Origin of the sequence: Guptibacillus hwajinpoensis (genome assembly GCF_005144865.1) — a bacterium.
Taxonomy (GTDB): Bacteria; Bacillota; Bacilli; order Bacillales; family Guptibacillaceae; genus Guptibacillus; species Guptibacillus hwajinpoensis_A.
The window spans coordinates 253,664-275,728 of record NZ_SWFM01000003.1; the positions used below are offsets into that span (position 1 = coordinate 253,664).

21 protein-coding genes and 1 other annotated feature are annotated in these 22,065 nt (G+C 39.9%); of the genes, 9 read left to right on the forward strand and 12 right to left on the reverse strand.

All coding sequences use genetic code 11. The features are described from left to right. Nucleotides 1-69: 69 nt before the first annotated feature. Together FBF83_RS12180 and FBF83_RS12185 are read left to right on the forward strand one after the other, a co-directional pair. Nucleotides 70-456, forward strand: coding sequence for a DUF302 domain-containing protein (locus FBF83_RS12180; RefSeq protein WP_136947434.1), 387 nt, complete (start codon nucleotides 70-72; stop codon nucleotides 454-456). Nucleotides 457-651: 195 nt separating this feature from the next. Further along, the gene (locus tag FBF83_RS12185; RefSeq protein WP_136947435.1) at nucleotides 652-1,104 is read left to right on the forward strand and encodes a DUF2269 family protein; all 453 of its coding nucleotides are present in this window, start codon (nucleotides 652-654) and stop codon (nucleotides 1,102-1,104) included. A 52-nt stretch (nucleotides 1,105-1,156) separates the two neighbouring features. Here the strand turns inward: FBF83_RS12185 and FBF83_RS12190 are convergent, their stop codons facing one another. Beyond that, complete coding sequence (locus FBF83_RS12190) at nucleotides 1,157-1,477, reverse strand: MGMT family protein (protein ID WP_136947436.1); 321 nt, start codon at nucleotides 1,475-1,477, stop codon at nucleotides 1,157-1,159. A 364-nt stretch (nucleotides 1,478-1,841) separates the two neighbouring features. Here FBF83_RS12190 and FBF83_RS12195 point away from each other — a divergent pair, with 364 nt between their 5' ends. Together FBF83_RS12195 and FBF83_RS12200 are read left to right on the forward strand one after the other, a co-directional pair. Beyond that, nucleotides 1,842-3,494, forward strand: a complete 1,653-nt coding sequence (locus tag FBF83_RS12195) for a BCCT family transporter (protein ID WP_136947437.1) — start codon at nucleotides 1,842-1,844, stop codon at nucleotides 3,492-3,494. 205 nt (nucleotides 3,495-3,699) lie between these two features. After that, nucleotides 3,700-3,904 (forward strand) — a binding site (T-box leader). A 73-nt stretch (nucleotides 3,905-3,977) separates the two neighbouring features. Then, nucleotides 3,978-5,321, forward strand: coding sequence for a sodium-dependent transporter (locus FBF83_RS12200; RefSeq protein ID WP_136947438.1), 1,344 nt, complete (start codon nucleotides 3,978-3,980; stop codon nucleotides 5,319-5,321). Nucleotides 5,322-5,390: 69 nt separating this feature from the next. Here the strand turns inward: FBF83_RS12200 and FBF83_RS12205 are convergent, their stop codons facing one another. Further along, nucleotides 5,391-7,427: a peptidoglycan D,D-transpeptidase FtsI family protein gene (locus tag FBF83_RS12205; RefSeq protein ID WP_136947439.1), complete on the reverse strand. Its 2,037-nt coding sequence runs from the start codon at nucleotides 7,425-7,427 to the stop codon at nucleotides 5,391-5,393. A gap of 216 nt (nucleotides 7,428-7,643) precedes the next feature. Continuing rightward, nucleotides 7,644-9,089 (reverse strand): cardiolipin synthase, encoded by a 1,446-nt coding sequence (cls, locus tag FBF83_RS12210; RefSeq protein WP_136947440.1) that lies wholly within the window; start codon nucleotides 9,087-9,089, stop codon nucleotides 7,644-7,646. Between the two features lie 221 nt (nucleotides 9,090-9,310). Here cls and FBF83_RS20910 point away from each other — a divergent pair, with 221 nt between their 5' ends. Together FBF83_RS20910 and FBF83_RS12215 are read left to right on the forward strand one after the other, a co-directional pair. After that, a complete protein-coding gene (locus FBF83_RS20910; RefSeq protein ID WP_169525420.1) occupies nucleotides 9,311-9,457 on the forward strand; it encodes a hypothetical protein in 147 nt (48 codons plus the stop codon). Between the two features lie 276 nt (nucleotides 9,458-9,733). Beyond that, nucleotides 9,734-10,369 (forward strand): FMN-dependent NADH-azoreductase, encoded by a 636-nt coding sequence (locus FBF83_RS12215; protein ID WP_136947441.1) that lies wholly within the window; start codon nucleotides 9,734-9,736, stop codon nucleotides 10,367-10,369. A gap of 63 nt (nucleotides 10,370-10,432) precedes the next feature. Here the strand turns inward: FBF83_RS12215 and copZ are convergent, their stop codons facing one another. From copZ to FBF83_RS12230, 3 genes are all read right to left on the reverse strand, one after another. Further along, complete coding sequence (gene copZ, locus FBF83_RS12220; RefSeq protein ID WP_136947442.1) at nucleotides 10,433-10,639, reverse strand: copper chaperone CopZ; 207 nt, start codon at nucleotides 10,637-10,639, stop codon at nucleotides 10,433-10,435. Nucleotides 10,640-10,733: 94 nt separating this feature from the next. After that, entirely contained in the window at nucleotides 10,734-11,129 is a 396-nt protein-coding gene (locus FBF83_RS12225) for a DoxX family protein (RefSeq protein WP_136947443.1), read from the reverse strand. Between the two features lie 66 nt (nucleotides 11,130-11,195). Continuing rightward, a complete protein-coding gene (locus FBF83_RS12230; protein ID WP_136947444.1) occupies nucleotides 11,196-12,812 on the reverse strand; it encodes a M20/M25/M40 family metallo-hydrolase in 1,617 nt (538 codons plus the stop codon). A 154-nt stretch (nucleotides 12,813-12,966) separates the two neighbouring features. On the opposite strand from FBF83_RS12230, the gene FBF83_RS12235 reads away from it, so the two are divergent. Both FBF83_RS12235 and namA read left to right on the forward strand, forming a co-directional pair. Then, the gene (locus tag FBF83_RS12235; protein ID WP_169525422.1) at nucleotides 12,967-13,752 is read left to right on the forward strand and encodes a glycerophosphodiester phosphodiesterase; all 786 of its coding nucleotides are present in this window, start codon (nucleotides 12,967-12,969) and stop codon (nucleotides 13,750-13,752) included. Nucleotides 13,753-13,828: 76 nt separating this feature from the next. Continuing rightward, a complete protein-coding gene (gene namA, locus FBF83_RS12240) occupies nucleotides 13,829-14,848 on the forward strand; it encodes an NADPH dehydrogenase NamA (protein WP_136947446.1) in 1,020 nt (339 codons plus the stop codon). Nucleotides 14,849-14,873: 25 nt separating this feature from the next. Here namA and rnz read toward each other — a convergent pair whose 3' ends face one another. After that, nucleotides 14,874-15,806 carry a ribonuclease Z gene (gene rnz / locus FBF83_RS12245; RefSeq protein ID WP_136947447.1) on the reverse strand — a complete coding sequence of 311 codons (933 nt, stop codon included), beginning with the start codon at nucleotides 15,804-15,806 and terminating at the stop codon, nucleotides 14,874-14,876. Between the two features lie 92 nt (nucleotides 15,807-15,898). On the opposite strand from rnz, the gene FBF83_RS12250 reads away from it, so the two are divergent. After that, nucleotides 15,899-16,492 (forward strand): CPBP family intramembrane glutamic endopeptidase, encoded by a 594-nt coding sequence (locus FBF83_RS12250; protein WP_136947448.1) that lies wholly within the window; start codon nucleotides 15,899-15,901, stop codon nucleotides 16,490-16,492. Nucleotides 16,493-16,542: 50 nt separating this feature from the next. Here FBF83_RS12250 and FBF83_RS12255 read toward each other — a convergent pair whose 3' ends face one another. The 5 genes from FBF83_RS12255 to mce form a co-directional block, all read right to left on the reverse strand. Further along, nucleotides 16,543-17,826 (reverse strand): DNA polymerase IV, encoded by a 1,284-nt coding sequence (locus tag FBF83_RS12255; RefSeq protein ID WP_240688083.1) that lies wholly within the window; start codon nucleotides 17,824-17,826, stop codon nucleotides 16,543-16,545. Nucleotides 17,827-17,899: 73 nt separating this feature from the next. Continuing rightward, on the reverse strand, nucleotides 17,900-18,388 hold the full coding sequence (locus FBF83_RS12260) for a transcriptional regulator, SarA/Rot family (RefSeq protein ID WP_136947449.1): 489 nt from the start codon (nucleotides 18,386-18,388) through the stop codon (nucleotides 17,900-17,902). 131 nt (nucleotides 18,389-18,519) lie between these two features. Then, the gene (locus tag FBF83_RS12265; protein ID WP_136947450.1) at nucleotides 18,520-19,641 is read right to left on the reverse strand and encodes a M20/M25/M40 family metallo-hydrolase; all 1,122 of its coding nucleotides are present in this window, start codon (nucleotides 19,639-19,641) and stop codon (nucleotides 18,520-18,522) included. 25 nt (nucleotides 19,642-19,666) lie between these two features. Further along, entirely contained in the window at nucleotides 19,667-21,214 is a 1,548-nt protein-coding gene (locus FBF83_RS12270; RefSeq protein WP_136947451.1) for an acyl-CoA carboxylase subunit beta, read from the reverse strand. Then, nucleotides 21,214-22,050, reverse strand: coding sequence for a methylmalonyl-CoA epimerase (gene mce / locus FBF83_RS12275; RefSeq protein ID WP_136947452.1), 837 nt, complete (start codon nucleotides 22,048-22,050; stop codon nucleotides 21,214-21,216). The genes FBF83_RS12270 and mce overlap by 1 nt, the downstream gene beginning before the upstream one ends. Between the last annotated feature and the right edge of the window lie 15 nt (nucleotides 22,051-22,065).

Here is a 22,065-nt window from a genome sequence, read left to right on the forward strand (position 1 = left end):
ACGTTTAAAACATACTCTCCAGGGTAAACAAAGATTGGATATAATTTGTTTGTAAAGGAGATGTTGAACATGAGTTTTCACTACACAGTTGAAACATCAAAAACAGTTGATGAGGCCGTTTCAGATTTAAGCGAATCATTACAAGAGGAGAAATTCGGAGTATTATGGGATTTCGACCTTACTGCTAAATTGCAGGAAAAAGGTATGGATTTCAACACACCCTATCGTGTTCTTGAAGTATGCAACCCTAAAGAAGCAGAGCGCGTATTGAGTGAAGACAAACTTGTAGGCTACTTTCTTCCATGCAAAATCGTCGTTTTTGATGACGAGGGACAAACGAAGATTGGTATGCCTAAACCAACTACATTATTAGGATTAACAGGCGATGATCAGTTGAATGAAATCGGAACTGATATTGAAAAGCGATTAGTATCTTGTATAGATAATAGCAAGTAGTTAGAAAGTCCATACCCGCAACACAGGGTATGGATATTTTTTGCCCAAACCTCCTCCTAATGACCCACAATCCTCACTTCCCCTTAACTCGAATACAAAATTTTTCCACTAAATTAGTAAAATCCTATTACTTTATCCCTAATATTATTGTACAATAAGTATTCTGCAAAACGATCATACATAGGGGGAGATCATTTGAGCTTTTACGGTATTTTATTAGTGGTACACATCATTGCGGCAGTTTGTGGACTGGGGGCTACATTCGCGATGCCGGTATTAATGGGGTTACCCAAAACAGTAACTCAGGCAAAATTTGCCCATACGGTTGCAAAAGGTATTGAGAAAATCGCCAAAATTGGAAGCTTAACATTATTAGTTACTGGAATTGCACTCGGAGCAATCAATCCATTACTGTTCACCCAAGTTTGGTTTGTGGCATCTTTAATCATTTATGTATTAGTCCAACCAATTGTAGCCGGGATCTTACCTAAAAAGACTGCTAAACAACTAAGTCTTTTGGAAGAAACGGATGGAGAAGATTTGCCCGAAGAATATATGCATATTGGTAAGCAAATGCTACCGTTTAATAATATTATGCACGTATCTGCCATCATTTTAATTATTTTAATGACATTAAAACCTTTTTAATTCATTACTATGCTATTGAAGGTGGTCTCCCATGAGACCACCTTCATTTTTTTCAGTCATCTCTATTATCCGGTTCAAAACGATAAACCCCAAGATCAATTCTATTTGTTGAAGTGAACCTTATCCCTTCTCCCTCTAACATCATTTTCTGGTTTATAAACCCCTCTTCACTTTTGATTCCGATTTCACCCTTCGAATTGATAACCCGATGCCACGGCAATTGATAGTTCGTACTCATCGAGTGCAAGATACGCACAACCTGTCTTGCGCCTCTCGGACTACCTGCACATTTGGCTATTTGACCATACGTCATCACTTTTCCTGATGGAATACGCTGAATGATACAAATCACACGCTCTGTGAATCTCTCCATTTTCCACATCCTTTTTTGCAATGGCTCTTTTCTCAAAGATTGTTGCTTTTGAAAGAATTTTTGTATAAAGAACCAAACTTAGCTGATTGGAGCGGAAGGTGCTCGACTCCTGCGGGACTAGCGGGACAGGTGAGACCCCACAGGCGCAATGTTTTGTGCGCCGAGGAGGCTCAAGCGTCCCACCCCGCGGAAAGCGAGCATCCTGGAGCGAAAATCCCCCACTCTTATAGCAACATTGGTTACGAAAACAGCCTTTGCAATAAATCATTGCTTCTACTATACACTACGTCATTCTTTGCTGTATAAAAACCCTTCTTTGCTAGAAACTAGAATCAGTATGCTACTGCAAAGGAGTTTGTTAGTGATGAATAAACGATTAATCGATTGGCCAACATTTTTAGGCGCTCTAAGCTTGCTGCTTCTTGTTACGGTTCCACTCGTTCTATTTCCTAAAAGCGGAAAAGAGTTTGTGGATAAAGCAAATGAATTTATTACAACACAATTTGGCGTTCTTTACTTAATTGTTGGATTAGGCATCTTTTTCTTTCTAATTTATGTTGCATTTAGCGACAATGGGCGCGTAAAGCTTGGTGAAGAAGATGAGCGCCCCGAATTTAATAACTTCTCATGGGCAGGAATGCTTTTCTGTGCTGGGATTGGGTCCAGTATTTTATACTGGGGAACGATTGAGTGGGCTTACTATTATCAAGGGCCTCCATTCGGAGTAGAGCCTGGAACAAAAGAGGCGATTCTTTGGGCAAGTACGTATGGTATTTTCCATTGGGGGCCTATTGCCTGGGCAATTTATACACTGCCAGCATTGCCGATGGCGTATTTCTATTACGTACGCAAAAAACCGGTCCTTAAAATTAGTGAAGCAACAAGGCCATTGATTGGAAAGTATGCCGATGGACCGCTAGGAACCGTTATTGACGTTCTATTCATGTTCGGACTCCTCGGTGGGGCTGGTACAACACTTGCACTTGGGACACCAATGATCGCTGAAGGAATTAATGTGTTAACGGGCATCCCCGTTACAATGGTACTGAAAACAATGATCCTTATACTAGTGACAGCCATATTTGCGATTAGTGCTTATTCTGGTTTAAGAAAAGGAATCAAAGTTTTATCTGATGTTAACTTAATTCTTTCAATAGTCCTTCTCCTCTTTGTCTTGATTTTCGGACCAACTCGATTTCTTGTGGAAACTACAACGAACAGCGTTGGTTTCCTGCTAGATAATTTCTTTCATATGAGTACATGGACAGAACCATTTAATTCGCTTGGTCCATATGAGAAAACGGACTTCCCTGAAAGCTGGACCGTTTTCTATTGGGCATGGTGGCTCGTTTATGCACCTTTCGTTGGTTTATTCGTTGCTAAGATCTCTCGAGGACGCTCGATTAAGCAAATGATCCTTGGAACAATTGGCTATGGAACGTTTGGAAGCATCCTGTTTTTTGGAATTCTGGGCAACTACGGTCTTCATATGCAGTTAATGGGCAAGTTTGATGTTGTTAGCGTTCTAAATGATCGAGGAGCACCAAGAGCGATTATTGAAATCATCGGTCAACTTCCTCTTTCATGGCTTATGATCTTTATCTTTGTTATTCTAGCGATCATCTTCCTTGCAACAACTTTTGATTCAAGCTCCTACATTCTTGCATCAGTTGTACAACATGAGGTTGAAGATGAACCATTGCGTTGGAATCGACTATTCTGGGCTTTCGCACTATGCTTAATGCCACTGGTGCTCATGTTTGTTGGAGGTCTCAGTACACTGCAAACTGCAAGTATCGTTGGAGGATTCCCGCTCCTCTTTATCATGATCATGCTCGGCTGGTCATTTATGCGGGCTTCAACAGAAGATATACGGGCATCGGAACATTACGAGCCCAAAACTTTCTCATTAAACTACAAGAAAATTCTCCAAACCCTTCGACGTAGAAAGAAAAAAGAAGAGGAACAGAAAGGGCCAGTCGATGCACATTTTGAAGAAGAGAAAAAAGATGAATAGCAACTGAAATAAGATTTTTTTGAAAGAGGTTTTGTATAAACACTTCAAGGAGGATTGGAGTGGAAATCGACCACTACTCTTATAGCAATAAGGTCTTCAAAAAAACCTTTAGGCTTGTTTAAAGAGTTTGATAAAATTTCCAAGTCCAAAATCTTGTTGACACCGCCACTTGATCATGATAAAAATTGAATAACCTTACAATAATTGAACTGCTTTGAAGGAAATTAAGTAGCTGCCCCTTTCCCTGTTTAAAGAGAGCCGATGGTTGGTGTGAATCGGTACATAAAGGCACGTGAATTTCATTTCTGGAGCTTCTTTTGCATTGCAAAAGACGGTGAAGATCGTTAAACAAACAAGTGGTGAGTGTAACTCACAACCAGGGTGGTACCGCGATGACAATCGTCCCTACGGATAACGTAGGGGCGATTTTTTTGTGGCAATAACGTAATCAGCATTCAATAACAAAACGAAAGGAGAATGAGCATGAATGAAAACGAACAATGGTCCTCAAGACTAGGCTTTATACTAGCAGCTGCAGGGTCTGCCATTGGACTCGGGGCAATCTGGAAGTTCCCTTATACCGCCGGTCAGAACGGAGGTGGCGCTTTTTTCCTTATTTTTATTCTTTTTACTCTAATTCTCGGACTACCTTTACTCCTTGCTGAATTCTCAATTGGTAGAACCGCTCAAAGCAATGCGGTTGATTCTTACAAAACCATATCACCTGAATCCAAATGGTACCGCGTAGGGATTATGGGAATGATTACTTCATTTATTTTGCTATCATTCTATAGTGTTGTTGGGGGATGGATTATATCCTACCTGTATAAAGCCGTAACTGGTGAATTGACGGGACTTTCATCCGATGAATACGCACAAGTTTTTGGTTCAACAATATCGAATCCTTTTGTTAGCGTATTTGCACAATTCCTATTTATCATCCTAACCATTCTTGTTGTCGCAAGAGGTGTTGAAAAAGGGATTGAACAAGCTAGTAAAATTATGATGCCTGCTCTATTTATTCTTTTTATCATTCTTGTTATTCGAGCTGTGACGCTCGATGGCGCTGTAGAAGGAATAACTTTCTTATTACAACCTGATTTCTCAAAAGTAACTTCACAAACCATTCTTGAAGCAATGGGACAGTCGTTCTTTACATTAAGTGTTGGTGTATCTGTCATGGTTACCTATAGTTCATACTTGCCGAAATCACAGAGCTTACCTCGTTCTGCTTTCTCTATCGTAGCAATGAATATATTTATTGTACTGTTAGCAGGACTTGCGATTTTCCCAGCAGTTTTTGCGTTTGACCTAGAAGTCGGTGCTGGACCAGTGCTACTTTTTAACGTACTTCCAACAGTATTCAGCCAACTGCCATTTGGAATGCTATTTTTCATCGCATTCTTATTGCTTTTCTTGTTCGCAGCCCTAACTTCTGCTTTCTCAATGCTCGAGATCATTGTTTCCGTTATTTCCAAAGGAAACCTTACCCTACGCAAGAAGTGGGCTTGGATTATCGGTCTTGCGATTTTTATTGCGGGTATTCCATCAGCTCTATCATATGGTGTGTTAAGCGAAGTTACACTCTTTGATAAAACGATCTTTGATCTTGCGGATTATGCAGTAAGTAATGTTCTTCTCCCAATTGGAGCGCTACTTATTGCTCTATTTGTCCCACGGAAAATGAAAAAATCAGCTCTTTATGAAGAATTAAAACGCGGAAGCAGTTTAAAGAAAGGTTTATTTGAAGCGTGGTATTTCCTTATCCGCTTCGTTGCGCCTTTGCTTATTCTCTTCGTTATGCTGGATGTGCTTGGAATCTGGTAAATACTCATAGAAAAGCCTCACCTGGATCTCATACCAAGGTGAGGTTTTTTCCTGTACTATGATTACAGCCTAAGAAGCTTCCTCTTCCGCTTTTTCAGCAGTTGGTGCAGCACTCTTGGGTTCATCTTTTAAATCAAAATAGGCTTTAAGTAATCTTCGAGCAATGTCTTTATTAACAGATTCGTTTCGATCACTACTTAAATTAGGAACTACAACAGCTATAGCTATTTCAGGATTTTCATATGGTGCATAACCTACAAATGTTAGGTTAAATCCTTTATCCACTTCAGCTGTTCCTGTTTTACCGGCATGGGTGAAGTCTGTCCCTTTAAAATATTTCGTTGCAGTACCGTTACTCCCATTTGTTACTCTCCAAAAGCCATTTTGCACACGACTAATATCGCTTTCTGACATTTGAATGTGATTTAAAACATTCGTTTCAAATTGATCAACAATAATGTTTGAAAGACCATTTACCTGTGACGCTTCGTGAACTTCTTTTAAGAAATGCGGCTGAATACGTTGACCTCCGTTTGCAATGGTAGAGATATATTGTGCCATTTGAAGTGGCGTATACGTATCAAATTGACCAATCATTAAATCCATTAAGTTACCTAGTTGCTGTGTTCCTCCATTAATTCCGGTCGTTTCAATCGGCATATCTATTCCAGTTTTTGTACCTAGTCCAAACTGATTAAAATGATAGCGCACTTTATTATAAGCATCGCGGTTCCATGGAATTCCAGGTGTGTTAGGAGAATAATTATACCCTGCGATTTTCATAGCGATACGGAACATATAAACGTTCGAGGACCGCTCTAGAGCTGATAAATCATTAACATACCCTAGATTACTATATGATGCTTTATCTTTTGTTTGCGGTATCTTAATAGGTGTATCGTATAACGTAGTACCATGACTGATTACACCTGTTTGGTAACCTGTTAGGACAGAAGCACCCTTAACGACTGATCCCATCTCATACGCTTCTGAAAGCGTCCCATAAGAATATTCGATATAGTCATTCTCTTTAGAACTATATTTGGTGCCCCCGAATGCTAATATTTCCCCCGTATCAGGATCCAAACCAATAGCATAAGCTCGATCAGCATATGGATTTCCTCGTGACCTGGCTTTCCTCAATTCTTCTTCAAGAATCGATTCAAGCTCCTGCTGCAAGTCAATGTCGACTGTCAGAACAAGGTCATTGCCTCTTTTTCCCGGTATATCTTCTGGTTCCCCAATCGGTTTACCTGATTTGTCAGTCACATATTTCTTCATAGCCTTTTGACCTCTTAAGAGATCTTCATATTGTTTTTCAAGATAACTAATTCCAACTACATCGTTCTGTTCATACCCTTTTATAGTATAAGATTTCAAAGATTCTTTAGGGATTTGACCAAGGTTCCCGAACATTGTCTCCATTGTTTCGTCATAAGGGTAGACACGCTCGGCATCAGGTGCAATATCCACACCTGGGAGATCTCCAAGATTCTCACTAACCTTAGCGATTTCTTTACGTGTAAGCCCTTTCTTAATCGATTGAGAAGAGAGAGCATATCCTGTATCCATCTCTCGTTTAATCGCTGCTACTTTCAATTCATCTTTGTTATTTGTAATTTCCTCAAGGTCTTCTTCTTTAATTCGATCAATTTGAAGTTGATATGCTTTTTTAGAAGTGAGGTCTGTCCACTCATCTTCTGACAATTTCGCTTTGGCTTTATCTGGCCTCGTAATAATCCAGAAATCCTTCAAATCTCGCTCAGTAACCTTATCTGTATCCATCTCAATATATTGAGCTAATTGACGTGCTACTTCTAGACGCTCTTGCTGTTTTGTATTTTGATTCCGAATGTAAGTTAGCGTAAAGGTCGGCTCATTATCAACGAGGACCCTTCCATAACGATCGTACATCTTTCCTCGTGGTGCTGATGATTTTGCTGTTACATTCTCAGTTTGTTCTGAAATTCTTTCAAAGTCTTCTCCCTGGACAATCTGTATAACACCCAGTCTTAGAATTAAGACGGAGAATAGCAGGAATACAAAAAGAAATAAAATATTTAACCGAAATGGCACATGTGTTCTTTTCATTTTTTCTTTAATCATCGAGTGCCCCCTAACACAATTTCCTTATCTTCCCATCTATCATAACACAGGATTGTTAGGACTTTTTTCCTTAAAAGTGAATTAATTCAACTTCCTGCAGCCTAAGTACTTTCGCGAATCCTCCCTCTCATATAGGCGATGTACAGGGCTCATTCGTTTCAAAGCAAACATGAAAAAGAGAGAGTAGATAAACTACACCCTCTCATGTTTGGTATTTTATAAAATCGGTGAAAGTAACCTTGAAATAGATTCTTTAAATCGAATCCACATCGATCGTTCATGGTATCCTTCTAGTGTTAGTTCTTCACTTTTCTCCATATCCTTAATGAATATCTCTTCAAGTTGTCTCGTAATGTCTTCATCATAAATAAAAGCATTAACCTCAAAGTTAAGTCTAAAGCTACGCACATCAATATTAGCTGTTCCAACTGATGAAATTTCCCCATCAACTGCAATTGTCTTAGCATGGATAAATCCATTCTGGTATATATACATTCTTGCTCCAGCTTTTAAGAGCTCACCTACATAAGAATATGTTGCCCAATAGACAAATGGATGGTCCGGCTTATTCGGAAACATTAACCTCACGTCTACGCCACTAAGCGCTGCAATACGCAGAGCATCCAATAAACTTGCATCTGGAATAAAATAAGGTGTCTGGATAAAGACAGTATGTTTTGCTGAAGAAATCAGTTTAATATAACCATTTTTAATTTGTTCCCACTCAGAGTCCGGGCCACTGCTAACAATCTGCACCCCAGCTTTTCCTTTAGGATGAACGATTGGAAAATAACAAGGTTCGTACCCTACTTTATGACGTGCAGCATGATTCCAGTCAAGCAGGAATCTAGTTTGCATTGCAAGTGTTGCACTACCTTCCATTCGCAAGTGTGTATCACGCCAGTAGCCGAATTTTTCTTTTAAGCCTAGATACTCATCACCAACATTAAATCCGCCAACATAACCAAGAGCCCCATCAATAATAACGAGCTTCCGATGATTTCGATAATTTAAGCGCGTGTTAACGTAAGGAATTCGCGAAGGGAAAAAAACTTCCACTTCCCCCCCTGCTTCAATCAATTCTCGAAAGAAACGCTTCCTTGTTTTCCTAGAACCCATCTCATCATATAAAACACGAACTTTTACACCTTCTCTTGCTTTTTGTGCGAGCTTCTGAACGATCTTCCTTCCAAGGTTATCTTTTTGGAAAATGTAATATTGGAAATGAATGTGATCCTCTGCTCTACTTAGATCGTCGAGTAAAGCATCAAATTTCTCTTCCCCATCTGTAAAAACGTGAATAGAATTATCCTGTGTCAAAACGGCATCGTCGTTAACGAGATGCATGTAGATCAAATCCTTGTGCCTCGCGATTTCTTCATGTCTGAATGGATAGATTCCACTCTTGATCTCACTAACCTGCTTTTCAATGAGATCTTCTATACCTACCTTCTTAATATTATCCCAGTCAAATAATCTTCTTCTACTTAGGTTTTGCCCAAATACTAAATACATAATAAAGCCAAGAAACGGGATAAAAAACAAAACCATAAGCCAGGCCCATGTAGCACCGGCATCTTTTCGTTCGAGAAAAATAACGATGACCGCAAATACAAGATTTAATACGAATAAGATTCCTAATAAAATCGATGAGATTTCCATTATGAAAGCTCCTTTAACCAACATTGGACGAATGAATAGCTGCCCAACTTATTCCAACTCACTACAGTTTACCTTATTTCTTTCATGATATTAAGTATATTTCCTTATCGAATGAATGACCCACTATGAATGGTAAATAATTATCCGATCTTCCAATAAAACAATTTATTTAGAGGCTATTTGCAGGTAAAATATAGATAATAAAGGAAGGAGGACCATAAATGATGAATAAACCTCTTCATTATGATGGAAGCAAGATCTATTCTGCCCCTTCAAGTAATTTTCAAAAAGAACCCTTTAAAATGACTGATGAAATTAGAAAGTGTATTAGCTGCAATCCATATCAGTTACACACGGGAAAACAGTAGAAAAAGATTTGCCTATATGGCAAGTCTTTTTTCATATGTTAAACGATCATAATGAAAGGATTGGTTGATCTCCGCTCCAATCAGCTAAGTGTAGTTTTTTCACAATACCTCTTTCCAATAAAAACTTTCAGAAAAAAGACTTAACTAAAAATAACTTTTTATAAGTCATAAGCAGATTAGTTGATTCATTTATTTATATGCTTTATCATTTATCTTGAATTAAAGATATCTTAATATGAGATAAATAAATTCAACCTGAAAGGAATGTATATCGAAATGGCAAAAGTTTTATATATTACAGCACATCCACATGATGATACACAATCTTATAGTATGGCAGTAGGGAAATCATTTATTGATACTTACAGAGAAGTTAATCAGAATGATGAAGTGGTTCATATTGATCTATACCGTGAACACATTCCACAAATCGATGCTGATGTTTTCAGCGGATGGGGCAAACTCCAATCTGGGCAAGGATTTGATGAACTGTCTGCAAGTGAAAAGGAAAAAGTTCAGCGCCTTAACGAGTTAAGTGATGAATTCATTGCCGCAGATAAATACGTATTTGTTACACCACTATGGAATTTCTCATTTCCACCAGTCATGAAAGCGTATCTTGATTCTGTCTCTGTAGCAGGAAAAGCCTTTAAGTATACAGAAAATGGTCCAGTTGGACTTCTTACCGATAAAAAGGCGATTCATATTCAAGCACGTGGTGGCGTTTATTCTGAAGGGCCAGCTGCAGAAATGGAAATGGGACACCGATACTTCTCTGTTATGATGCAATTCTATGGTGTACCAAAGTTCGATGGTTTGTTTGTAGAAGGGCATAATGCGATGCCAGAAAAAGCAGAACAAATTAAAAAGGATGCTATTGCACGTGCGATAGACGCGGCTCACACATTCTAAATAAACTTTTAATAGATAAAACGACACAAAAACCAGCTGACTAGTCAGCTGGTTTTTGAGTTGCTATACAACATCGTATCCTTGTTCTTCCACGGCTTCTTTCAACTTCGAAGTAAGGACCTTATTAGAATCAAACGTCACATCTGCATGACCGTCTTCTAGATGTACCTCTACTGCAGATACCCCTTCAAGTTCTAATAAAGCGGTACGAACAGCTGACTTACAATGTTCACATGTCATTCCTTTAATATTAATCGTTGCTTGTTCCATTCCAACTACTCCTTCCTCTTCTACATCTATATCTACTATTCCCTAAAAGTTTCAGTTGTTAACAACGTTATTTACAAATAAAAAAACAGCATGACTATTTTGTCATGCTGTCTTTTGGTTTCGCGGCCCAGTAGACCCACCAGATTAATAATGGCTGAAAAAATAGTCTGACCCACAGAAGGGTTTGATTGGCTTCCTGTTGGCCTGGTGCCGGAATTCCCGCAATTGCTGCATAAATATTAGCTGGGAAAATAACAATTAAATAAACCACTGTCCAGAACCTTGCCCGCTTTCTTGTACTTGGCCATATAAGGAGAATTGCAAGAATGATCTCAAGCAAGCCCGTTACGTAAATGAGTCCCAGTCGAAAAGGAATCCACTCAGGTAACATAGCGGCAAAGCCCTCTCCTTGAGCAAAGTGGGCAATACCTGCGAGTACAAAAAAGAAAGCAAATAACACAAGTGCTATCATACGTATTGTTTTAATCATAAAGGGCTCCTTTTTCTTTGCCCTATAATCATATCAAATTTTTACTACCCTCATTAAACAGAAAGCTCACCGGAGGAGTTTACTAATAGCAAATGGTAGCATGTCATGTAGCGTTTCGAATGAGTAGGTTACCTCCAGACGCTCCGTCCACTTGTGAGCATCCTTTCCTTTAGGTCCAAGGTTCATAACAGGAACCTTAAGTTGCTCTAATGCATCAAGTGGTAGTTCATAAGATTGACCATACAATGGCATGTTATCCATTAGAGGCTGAATTGTTTCTTTCGTTCGCTCGAGTCCAACAAAGCTTAAATCAGAAAGGCCAGGGAAATAATGCTGTGGCTTAAGCGTTACTTGATGTTTTGCCTTACTATAAGAAACAATTTCCTTAATCGTTTCTTGAATAAACGGATCATGACGTGATGAGACTGCAGGATAGAAAGGAGGATTATAGAAAAGAATGATCATCGGTCCATCCTCTTTACATAGAGCCGCAAGATCAAATACCATTCTCGTAGAAAGATCACGATCCCCAAGATCCTTAAAGTTTGCTGTGATATAATCCTGACGACGTTTAATTTCTGCTTCTCCGAACAATTCCACTGCTCGTTCGTGGAGCTGCTCATACGTTAGAACCTTCACGTGAAAAGGTTTTGGTACATAAGTTTGTAGCTTTGAAAATTCAGTTGCCCTTGCAAAATAGTGAGCCTCTATACGCTTTGCGGCTATTCCAACAGCTTTAAGCAATTTATCAGTAATGTCTTGAATACTACTTTCCATTCCAAGCACATTAAAAAGAGTGACGCCAACATGTGGGATTTGAACGGAATATTCTTCTTTTAAATCTTTTTGCATTAAATTTGTCGGGGGAGGCGTAACTTCCCCATCAATCACTTCACAAAAATCAGAATTAAGTTCAAGCTGTCTGGTTACTTCTGCTGCCATATAATTCGCATTTAACCCTGAGAAAGGTTCACCAACGTGCGTTTCTTGTCCGTAACAGAAAAATCCTGGAAGAAGCTTTCCAATAGAACCAGTATAGACATATAAATTCTGGTCACCAGGATAATTTGTGAAAACAGGTTCTGAGTTTAAACAGGCTATATATTCAAGTCCATATTCTTTCGCAAGCTCTACAAGAATAGGTACAGCTTCAATCATGCCAAGAGAGTTCACTTCCTCATCAGGCACGGTTAAAAGAAGGACGTTTCCATCGAAAGCACCCATGCTAGCTTTTTCAAGCATGCTCATTTGTAGCGCTAGACCTGCTTTCATGTCCATAACTCCTCGACCAAACAACCACTCGCCTGCTTTAAGGTCTTCTTGAACATCTTCTGGCATTTTATCAAGATTCTTATATATTTCTTCCGTAAGATCGTATGGACTAAAGGCAAGATTTTTCAGCTGGCCGAAGTCTTCAACATCAACAACATCAAAGTGGCTAATTAATATAACTGTTTTTTTGGAATCGCCGTTCTTCACCAGACCAGTAACAAAAGACCGTCCATCACTAGTAGGATGCAGAGCGAGCTGGTTAGGATTCTCCTTGAAATATGACAAATCCTGAAGTTGCAGATGTATATACTCCGCAAGAGCAACTTCAGGATAAGTACCAGTCACACTGTGATGTTCAACCAACCTCGATAGCAAATACATTAAGGTTTCTTTTGTTTGCCATTTTCCCATATCCTAAGCCCCCCTCTTATGTCTCTACTTTTTGCAAATAACACCTGTTTTTGGTAGGTTTAATGGGAATAGACGGACTTTTATGAACTCTTGATCCGTTTATCATATTTTATACATACAAATCCCGAAAAGACCAGAAGAAATGGGGGAAATCATGACAATCATTTTTGCTCATAGAGGAGCGAGCAGACAATGTCCTGAAAACACAATGAGCGCTTATAAACGCGCTGTAGAAATTGGTGCAGAAGGAATTGAAATCGATGTTCAGCTCTCAAAAGACGGCGTTCCTGTCGTGATTCATGATCGAACATTAAAGCGAACTACATCTGGGAGAGGTACTGTTACTCAAACGAGTTTTGAGGATTTAAAAAAGCTTGATGCTGGGAGCTGGTTTTCTTCAAACTTCAAGAATGAACGTATTCCTTCCCTCGAAGAAGTACTCATATGGGCAAACCAATACCCAGATTTATGGCTAAATGTTGAATTGAAATATTACAATGAATACGATGATCAGCTTGCGAGAACGACGATCCCACTTATTAAAAAGTTTCGTTCTGAGAAGAATACAGTTATATCAAGTTTTGAACATCAGCGTCTTCTTGATGTTCATAAATTATGGTCAAAACTAGAAACCGCGCCGCTCTATAAAGGAAATTTAAACGAACCATGTAAGTATGCAAAGAAACTAAAAGCGAAAGCCCTTCACCCACAGTATAAACTTGTAACTGAATCGCAGATTACAACAATCCGCTCACATGGGATTAAAATCCGTCCATATACGGTAAATGAGGAAAGATGGATCAGACAATTTCTTGATTGGGAAGTAGATGGTCTCATGACAGATGTTCCTGATCTCGCTCTTAATATCATGCACAACAAGCAAATTTCACAGCAAAGACAACCATGGTGGAAAAGTTTGTGGAGCTTTGTATCACGGTAAAGCATGATTTGCGACATCTATTCTTGCGAGTGCTATACTTTTAGGGTCACGAAAGAAGTAACAAAGGAGAGATACGATGTCATCAGCATTATTTACACCTTATACAATTAAAAACGTCACTTTTCCTAACAGAATTGTCATGAGTCCGATGTGTATGTACTCATGTGAAGCAGAAGATGGTAAAGCGACAAACTTTCATTATACACACTACACTTCAAGGGCTGTGGGTCGAACAGGACTTATTATTACCGAGGCTGCAGCAGTCACTAAACAAGGCCGGATTTCTCCACAGGATCTGGGAATTTGGAGTGATGAACATATTGAAGGGTTAAAGAAGATTGTTCAACTTTCTCAGGAGCAAGGAGCGAAAGTCGGTATTCAACTTGCACATGCTGGTCGAAAAGCAGTGCTAGATGGACCAATTATTGCCCCTTCACCTATTCCTTTCAGTGAAGATAGGAAAACCCCAGAAGAGATGACCTTTGATCAAATAAAAGAAACTATCCACGCATTCAAAGAAGGCGCCAGAAGAGCAAATGAAGCTGGGTTCGATGTTATCGAATTGCACGGTGCTCACGGTTACTTAATGAATGAATTTCTTTCACCCCTAACAAACAAGCGCACTGATGAATATGGTGGTTCAAAAGAAAACCGCTATCGTTTCCTAAGAGAAGTCATTTCTGAAGTGAAAGAAGTCTGGAGCGGACCATTGTTTGTGAGAATTTCTGCCGATGAATATGATGAAGAAGGAAACACAATTGACGACTTCATTTATTTCGCGAAGGAAATGAAAGAACAGGGTGTAGATCTTGTCGACTGCAGTACAGGTGGTGTAGTTCCAGCACAAATCAATGCATATCCAGGCTATCAAGTTACACACGCTGAAAGAATTAGGAATGAAGCTAACATTCCTACAGGTGCTGTTGGACTAATTACACACCCACTACAAGCTGAAGAAATTATTCACAATGATCGAGCAGATTTAGTTTTACTAGCAAGAGAACTTCTTAGAGACCCCTACTGGGCTCGAACGGCGGCATCGGAACTTGGCGCAGAACTTCAAGCACCGAAGCAATATGAACGAGGATGGAATTAAATAATCTCTTACAAGAAAAGCTGACTCAAGATGAGCCAGCTTTTCTTAATGGGATTTGGAATGTCATCTGATCAAAGGCAATGTCTGTATTTCGAAAGACTGCTCTTGCCTCATTAAGTAAATCATTTATATCTTGATCCTGATAACGAGAGCTAATATGATTGATTATTAACTTCGAAACTTCTGCCTTATGGGCAACGTACGCTGCTTCGGCTGTAGTACAGTGAAAATAATCATATGCGAGCGTTCGCTTCTCTTCAGAAAATGTTGCTTCATGAACGAGTATATCTGCACCTTTCGCCAAATTAACAGCTTTATTCGTATATCGAGTGTCACCACAAACCACAATGCACCGACCTCTAATCACAGGACCGGTGACATCATCTGGATGTATAATTTGACCGTTCTCAAGTTCAATCGATTGGCCATCCTTGAGCTTCTTATAGATCGGCCCCGGCTTCACCCCTAGCTCCATTAGTTTATCAGCATTTAATGGACCTGGTTTATCATCTTCTTCTAAACGATAGCCAAAGCTATCAATTCCGTGCTCGAGAAGGCCTGTTTCAATCGTTAACCCTTTTTCTTTTAGTTCCATTCCATCTTCTATTTCTTCAATTCGCAATGGATACCTGAGATGGGTGTTGCTCACACGTAATGCGCATTCAATGAATGGCTTAATTCCCTTAGGACCATAGAGGACAAGCTCTGATTCTCCACCTTGAAAAGAACGACTTCCAAGAATCCCGGGTAAACCAAAAATATGATCGCCATGTAAGTGCGTAATGAAAATTCTCGTTATTTTGCTAAGTGTAATGGATGTAGAGAGAATTTGATGTTGCGTTGCTTCTCCACAATCAAATAACCATATGTCCCCTGAGTCCAGCCGTAGGGCTGAAGAACTTACGTTGCGTTTTGTAGAGGGAATACCTGCACCAGTTCCAAGAAATATGATTTCCATTACCATTCCACCTTTTGAAATCAGTTAGTCGCAAACCTAAAGCACATCAGCTAAACTGTATGTATGAATTCATTTATTAGGAGCTGAAACTCGTGTCTATCCGCAAATTATTAGGAACAATCGTACTCGCTCACGTTCTACTCTTTTTATCATTCTTCCTTTTCAAAGACTTATTCTGGCCGCTCTTCACAGCTTCACTCCTTGTGCTTGGTATCTTTTCAATCCGAAACGCCAGATGGAAAACACCGTCTCCTCTACACATTTTCTATGGACTCGGAAGTGGCATTCTTTTATACCTTATCTTTTATATAGGCAAATTAGTTATGCTGTACCTTTTCCCCGAGTCGATAACGCAACTAGAAGAGTTATATCGTCTTGTTGCTCCAGAACAAGGATGGCACTATGTTAGCCTTATCCTTGTAATTATTCCTGGAGAAGAACTGTTCTGGAGAGGAGTTGTACAAGATCAGGTAGAAAAATCAAATTTACGCTATCCGATTATTCTAGCAGCGCTTCTATACATGAGCGCACACATCTATGCAGGAGCTTTTCTGTTGCTTGTAGCTGCTGTGCTAGCAGGTATAGTATGGGGTTATCTTTATAAACGAACCTCGAACATGACGGTACCTATCCTTTCCCATCTCGTTTTTGATCTGCTTCTGCTTGTTTTCTTTCCGCTTCTTTGATTTGTGCCATGTTTAAATACAAGGTATTAGGTACCATATTCATTCTTCCGTTACTCTTTCTTCTTTTTGTAATTCCAAAGAAAATCACGGTCAAGACTCGTACCGCGTCGCTTTTCATCTCTTAGTTTATGACTGCCATCTTTACCAAGCTGGTTACCTTTTAGAAGGGAGCTTTCACCGTATTTAGCTCGTATCGATCCTATAGTATTCTGCAGGTCAACACGTTTTGTATCGTCTTCGAACGAAAATAAATCTAGCTGTACTGTTGCTTCGTTCTGATCAACGAGGCTTTGGCCTGTGACGCCAAGCAAACGAATTGGCTGTCCAGACCAGTTCTTCTCAAATAGGTGTTGCGCTGCTTCTAGAATATCACCTGACTGTGAAATAGGATTTTGTAGTTTCCTGCTTCTAGTCACAGTCGTTCGATCATTGTATCGAATCGTTAACTGAATATTAAAGCTCAGCACGTTTTTCTTGGCCATTCGTTTTGCAACAGAATCAGCAAGATTCGTTAATGCAATATTAATTCGATTGTGATCTACAAGATCTTCAGGAAAGGTGGTTGAATTTCCTACGCTTTTAAATTCGTCGATAGCGTCTGGATCCACTGGTCGATCATCGTGTCCATTGGCTCGTTCATGGAGTCGCTTCCCATTAATCCCAAGCTTCATTTCTAATTGAAGAGGGTTGGCATGGGCGAGATCGTGGATTGTTGTGATTTTAAGTTCTTGTAGTTTCTCTTTTGTTTTCTTTCCTACCCCGTGCATTTCCCCCACATCGAGGGGCCAAAGCAATTTATCAATCTCACGTTTTCGCAAAATTGTTATACCAAGAGGCTTTTTCATATCAGAAGCCATTTTGGCAAGAAATTTATTAGGCGCAATCCCAATGCTACAAGGGATGCCAATTTCGTCATAGATCCTCTTCTGTATTTCCTCAGCAATAACTACGGGGCTTTTGCCACCACAGTCATCGGTCATATCCAGATATCCTTCATCAATTGAGACTGGTTGAACGAGAGGGGTATACGATTCTAGCAGTTCGAATATTTGGAGAGAAGTTTGTCGATAAAGAGGAAAGTTAGGTGGCATAATGAGTAGCTCTGGACAGAGCTTTTTCGCTTGCCATACGGGCATAGTTGTTTTTACACCTTTTTTTCTTGCTTCATAACTGCTTGTTACGACAATGCCACGCCTTTCTTCAACATTACCAGCAATAGCAAGTGGTTTACCTCGTAATTCTGGGTTATGTGCTGCTTCAACTGAAGCGTAAAAGCTGTTCATGTCAACATGAAAGATAATCCGTCCCCGTCCCTGCATCCCTCGCTTATCCATTACGACCACCTCCTTAACTAACACAACTATCGACATAATTCGAGTTAAACCGAGCTAAACCGGGTGGTGCCTGTCACCTGGTCGGAAGCTTTTGCTTTTCGACCCAATTTACAAACTCACTACCGTGAAAATGCTTATTAAAGTCTAGCTGAAATTGGTACATCTCTTTTAAGAACTCTGCATGTTCTTCGGACTTTTCTCGATATTCATCCAAATACCTCATAACAGAATACGAATATTGTGTGCTAGCATCCACTTTTTCTAGACCTTCATCAGTAAGACTTACATAAGAAACACGTCGGTCATTGGATTTCTTTTCAAGCTTTACGAACGCTTTGTTCTTGAGGCGTTTTAGTACTTGCATCACTGTGGATACATCCCATAATCCAATTTCAGATATTCTAGTAATCGTTACTTCCTTTTCTATAAAGACAATCCACATTACATGTTGCTCTGCCTGTGTTAGTCCAATTTCCCTTGCATTTTTTTGCCATTCATTTTCTAATACCTTATATGTTCCACGCATATAATTCATAAGTTTATGAGTTTGAATAGAGTCCATGTCAACACCGCTTCCACTTCAATAATTGTAAATACACCAATCTATTTTAACATAATATAGGAAACTCGCCACAGACAGCATAGTAACAAAAAGGAACATTGTCCAAAATGCGACAATGTTCCCAGGTTCGTTTATGCACTTGCAACTTCTTTAATGATGGATACAACCGCTTCAGATACTTTAACTAATTCTTTAACTGGCATCCGCTCATTCTTCGTGTGAATTTCTTCATATCCAACAGCGAGATTGACGGTAGGAATACCGTGACCAGCGATGACGTTTGCATCGCTTCCTCCACCACTTGTCAGGAGCTCAGAAGGGCGTCCAATTTTCTCCATGGCCTTCTTCGCTACTTCAACAACATAGTCTCCGTCGCTGAATTTAAAGCCTGGATACATCACTTGAATATCAAGATCGACTGATCCACCCATCTCTGTAGCTGTTGTTTCAAACGCCTTCTTCATCTTTTCTACTTGTCCTTCCATCTTCTCTGGAACAAGTGAGCGTGCTTCAGCAAGAACTTCTACGTAATCGCATACGATGTTCGTTTGGGAACCACCTTCAAATCGTCCAATATTAGCAGTTGTTTCGTCATCTAGACGACCAAGAGGCATTTTGGCAATCGATTTAGCGGCCATTGTAATAGCTGAAACTCCCTTTTCAGGTGCGACACCTGCGTGAGCAGTTTTACCATAAATGGTAGCTTTGATTTTGGCCTGAGTTGGCGCAGCTGTGATGATTTTGCCTACTTCGCCATCACTATCAAGGGCATAACCGAATTTAGCAATAATTTTCTCTGGGTTTAGCACCTTCGCGCCCTGCAATCCTGATTCTTCACCAACCGTGATAATAAACTGAATAGTACCATGCTCGATGTTCTGTTCTTTTAGAACACGAATCGCTTCAAACATAGCTGCAAGCCCTGTTTTATCATCTGCACCAAGAATCGTTGTGCCATCCGTTACAACATATCCGTCTTTGATTGTCGGTTTTACGCCGTTACCTGGCACTACTGTATCCATGTGAGACGTGAAATAAATCGGATCTGCATCTTCAACAGTGCCTTTTAATGTACAAATTAAATTACCAGCTTCGTGATCCGTTTTACTAGCCGCATCATCTTCTTCTACTTCAACACCAAGTGCTGTGAATTTCTCTTTAAGAATACCAGCGATTTTCTTTTCATGTTTTGTTTCAGAATCAATTTGGACGAGTTCCAAAAACTCATCAACAAGTCTTTGTTCATTAATCATGGTGCTTTGCCTCCTAGAATTCTGTTTAAAGTGGTATATTGCCGTGCTTCTTCTTCGGACGCTCTTCTTTTTTATTTTTCATTAAATCCAAAGCTTCAATCAATTTAATTCTCGTTTCACGAGGATCGATGACATCATCAACCATGCCACGTGAAGCTGCTATGTAAGGATTGGCGAATTTCTCGCGATACTCCTCAATTTTATCGGCACGCGTCTGTTCAGGATTGTCGCTTTCGTTAATTTCTCTAGCAAAAATAACATTTGCTGCTCCCTCTGGACCCATAACCGCTATTTCCGCATTCGGCCAAGCATAAACTAGATCCGCTCCAATTGATTTGGAATTTAATGCAACGTAAGCCCCGCCATATGCTTTCCTTAGTATAACCGTTATCTTTGGAACTGTTGCTTCTGAATAGGAATATAGAATTTTCGCTCCATGACGAATAATTCCTCCGTGCTCCTGCTTTATACCTGGGAAGAAACCTGTAACGTCCTCGAACGTGATGAGAGGAATATTAAATGAATCACAGAAGCGAATAAATCGAGAAAGCTTATCGGACGAATCAATGTCAAGTCCACCCGCCATCACTTTTGGCTGGTTGCAGATCATGCCAACAGTTTCTCCTTTAATTCTGGCAAAGCCAATGACGATATTCTTCGCGAAATGCTCTTGAACTTCAAGGAATGAATCGTTATCCACCACGGATTCAATTACATTCCTAACGTCATACGGTCTTGTAGAGTCAAATGGAACAATATCAGCTAGATCTGGACAAAAATCATCTCGCTCAGGTGTTTCTTTGATTGGGCTTTTCTCTTCATTATTAAGAGGTAGATAGTTCACAAGATCACGAACACTTGCGAGTACTTCTTCTTCTGTTTTGCCTGTAAAATGGGCATTTCCACTCTTTGATCGGTGCACTTTGGCTCCGCCAAGATCTTCCGCAGAAATTTTCTCTCGTGTTACAGTTTCAATTACTTTTGGTCCAGTGATAAACATCTGACTTGTGTCCTCTACCATAAAAACGAAATCAGTAATAGCAGGTGAATAAACGGCCCCACCAGCACACGGTCCCATAATGACAGAAATTTGTGGAATGACTCCAGAATAGATCGAATTTCGGTAGAAGATATGACCATACCCGTCCAATGATAACACACCTTCTTGAATTCTAGCACCTCCAGAGTCATTCAGACCAATGATCGGTGCCCCATTACGTGCAGCAAGGTCCATTACATTCGCAACCTTCTTAGCGTGCATTTCTCCAAGTGCGCCACCAAAAACTGTGAAGTCTTGCGCAAATAGGTAAATTGGCCTTCCATTTACCTTCCCGTACCCAGTCACAACTCCTTCACCTGGAGCACTATTATCTGCCATTCCAAAATCCTGTGAGCGGTGCTCAATAAAGGAGTTTAATTCAACGAAAGAACCTGGATCTACAAGTAAATCAATGCGCTCTCTTGCTGTTAGTTTCCCCTTCTCGTGCTGTTTATTAATTCGTTCATCTCCACCACCAAGCTCTACCTCTCGACGTCGATCATACAATTCATTAATTTTATCGTACATGTCCATTACGCTTCCTCCTTCGTATCCTTTTCACAAAGCTCGTAAAGTACTCCTCCTGCTGACTTAGGATGCAAAAAAGCAATATTAGCTCCACCTGCCCCTTTTACTGGAGTTTCATTTATCAGCCTCACTCCATTTGCCGATAATTCTCGCAACCTCGCATCAATACGATCATCTGCAAGAGCGATATGGTGGATTCCTTCTCCTCTTTTTTGAATAAAAGATGCAATCGGACTATCTTCACTCATCGGTTCTAGAAGTTCAATTCGCGACTCGCCGATTTTGATAAATGCCACTTTTACTCCCTCAGATGCTACCTCTTCAATTGCTTCAAGCTTTAGATGAAGTTGATTAACATAGAACGGCAGTGATTCTTCAAGTGATGAAACGGCAATGCCAATATGATCGATTTTCTTCGGAGGTTCTTTCTCCGTCTTCTGTATACCGTCGCGTTCAAAAACAGCTTTTTCAATATAAATTGCCGTATCCTTTGTAGGTGTACCTGGGGTGAACACCTTCTGGATCCCTTTCGATTCAAGAAAAGGAATGTCTTCCCATGGTATAACGCCACCTCCGACTACAATAATATCCCCTGCTTGCCTCGCTTCTAACAGCGAGACGATTTCAGGGAATAATTCATTGTGCGCACCCGACAAACAAGAAAGACCAATAGCATCAACATCTTCCTGTATCGCTGCTGCTACGATTTGTTGAGGGGTTTGTCTTAATCCTGTATAAATTACTTCCATACCATAATCACGCAATGCCTGAGCCACTACGAGTGCTCCTCTGTCGTGCCCATCAAGTCCTGGTTTTGCAATCAATACACGAATTTTCTTCATGTTAATTCACTCCCT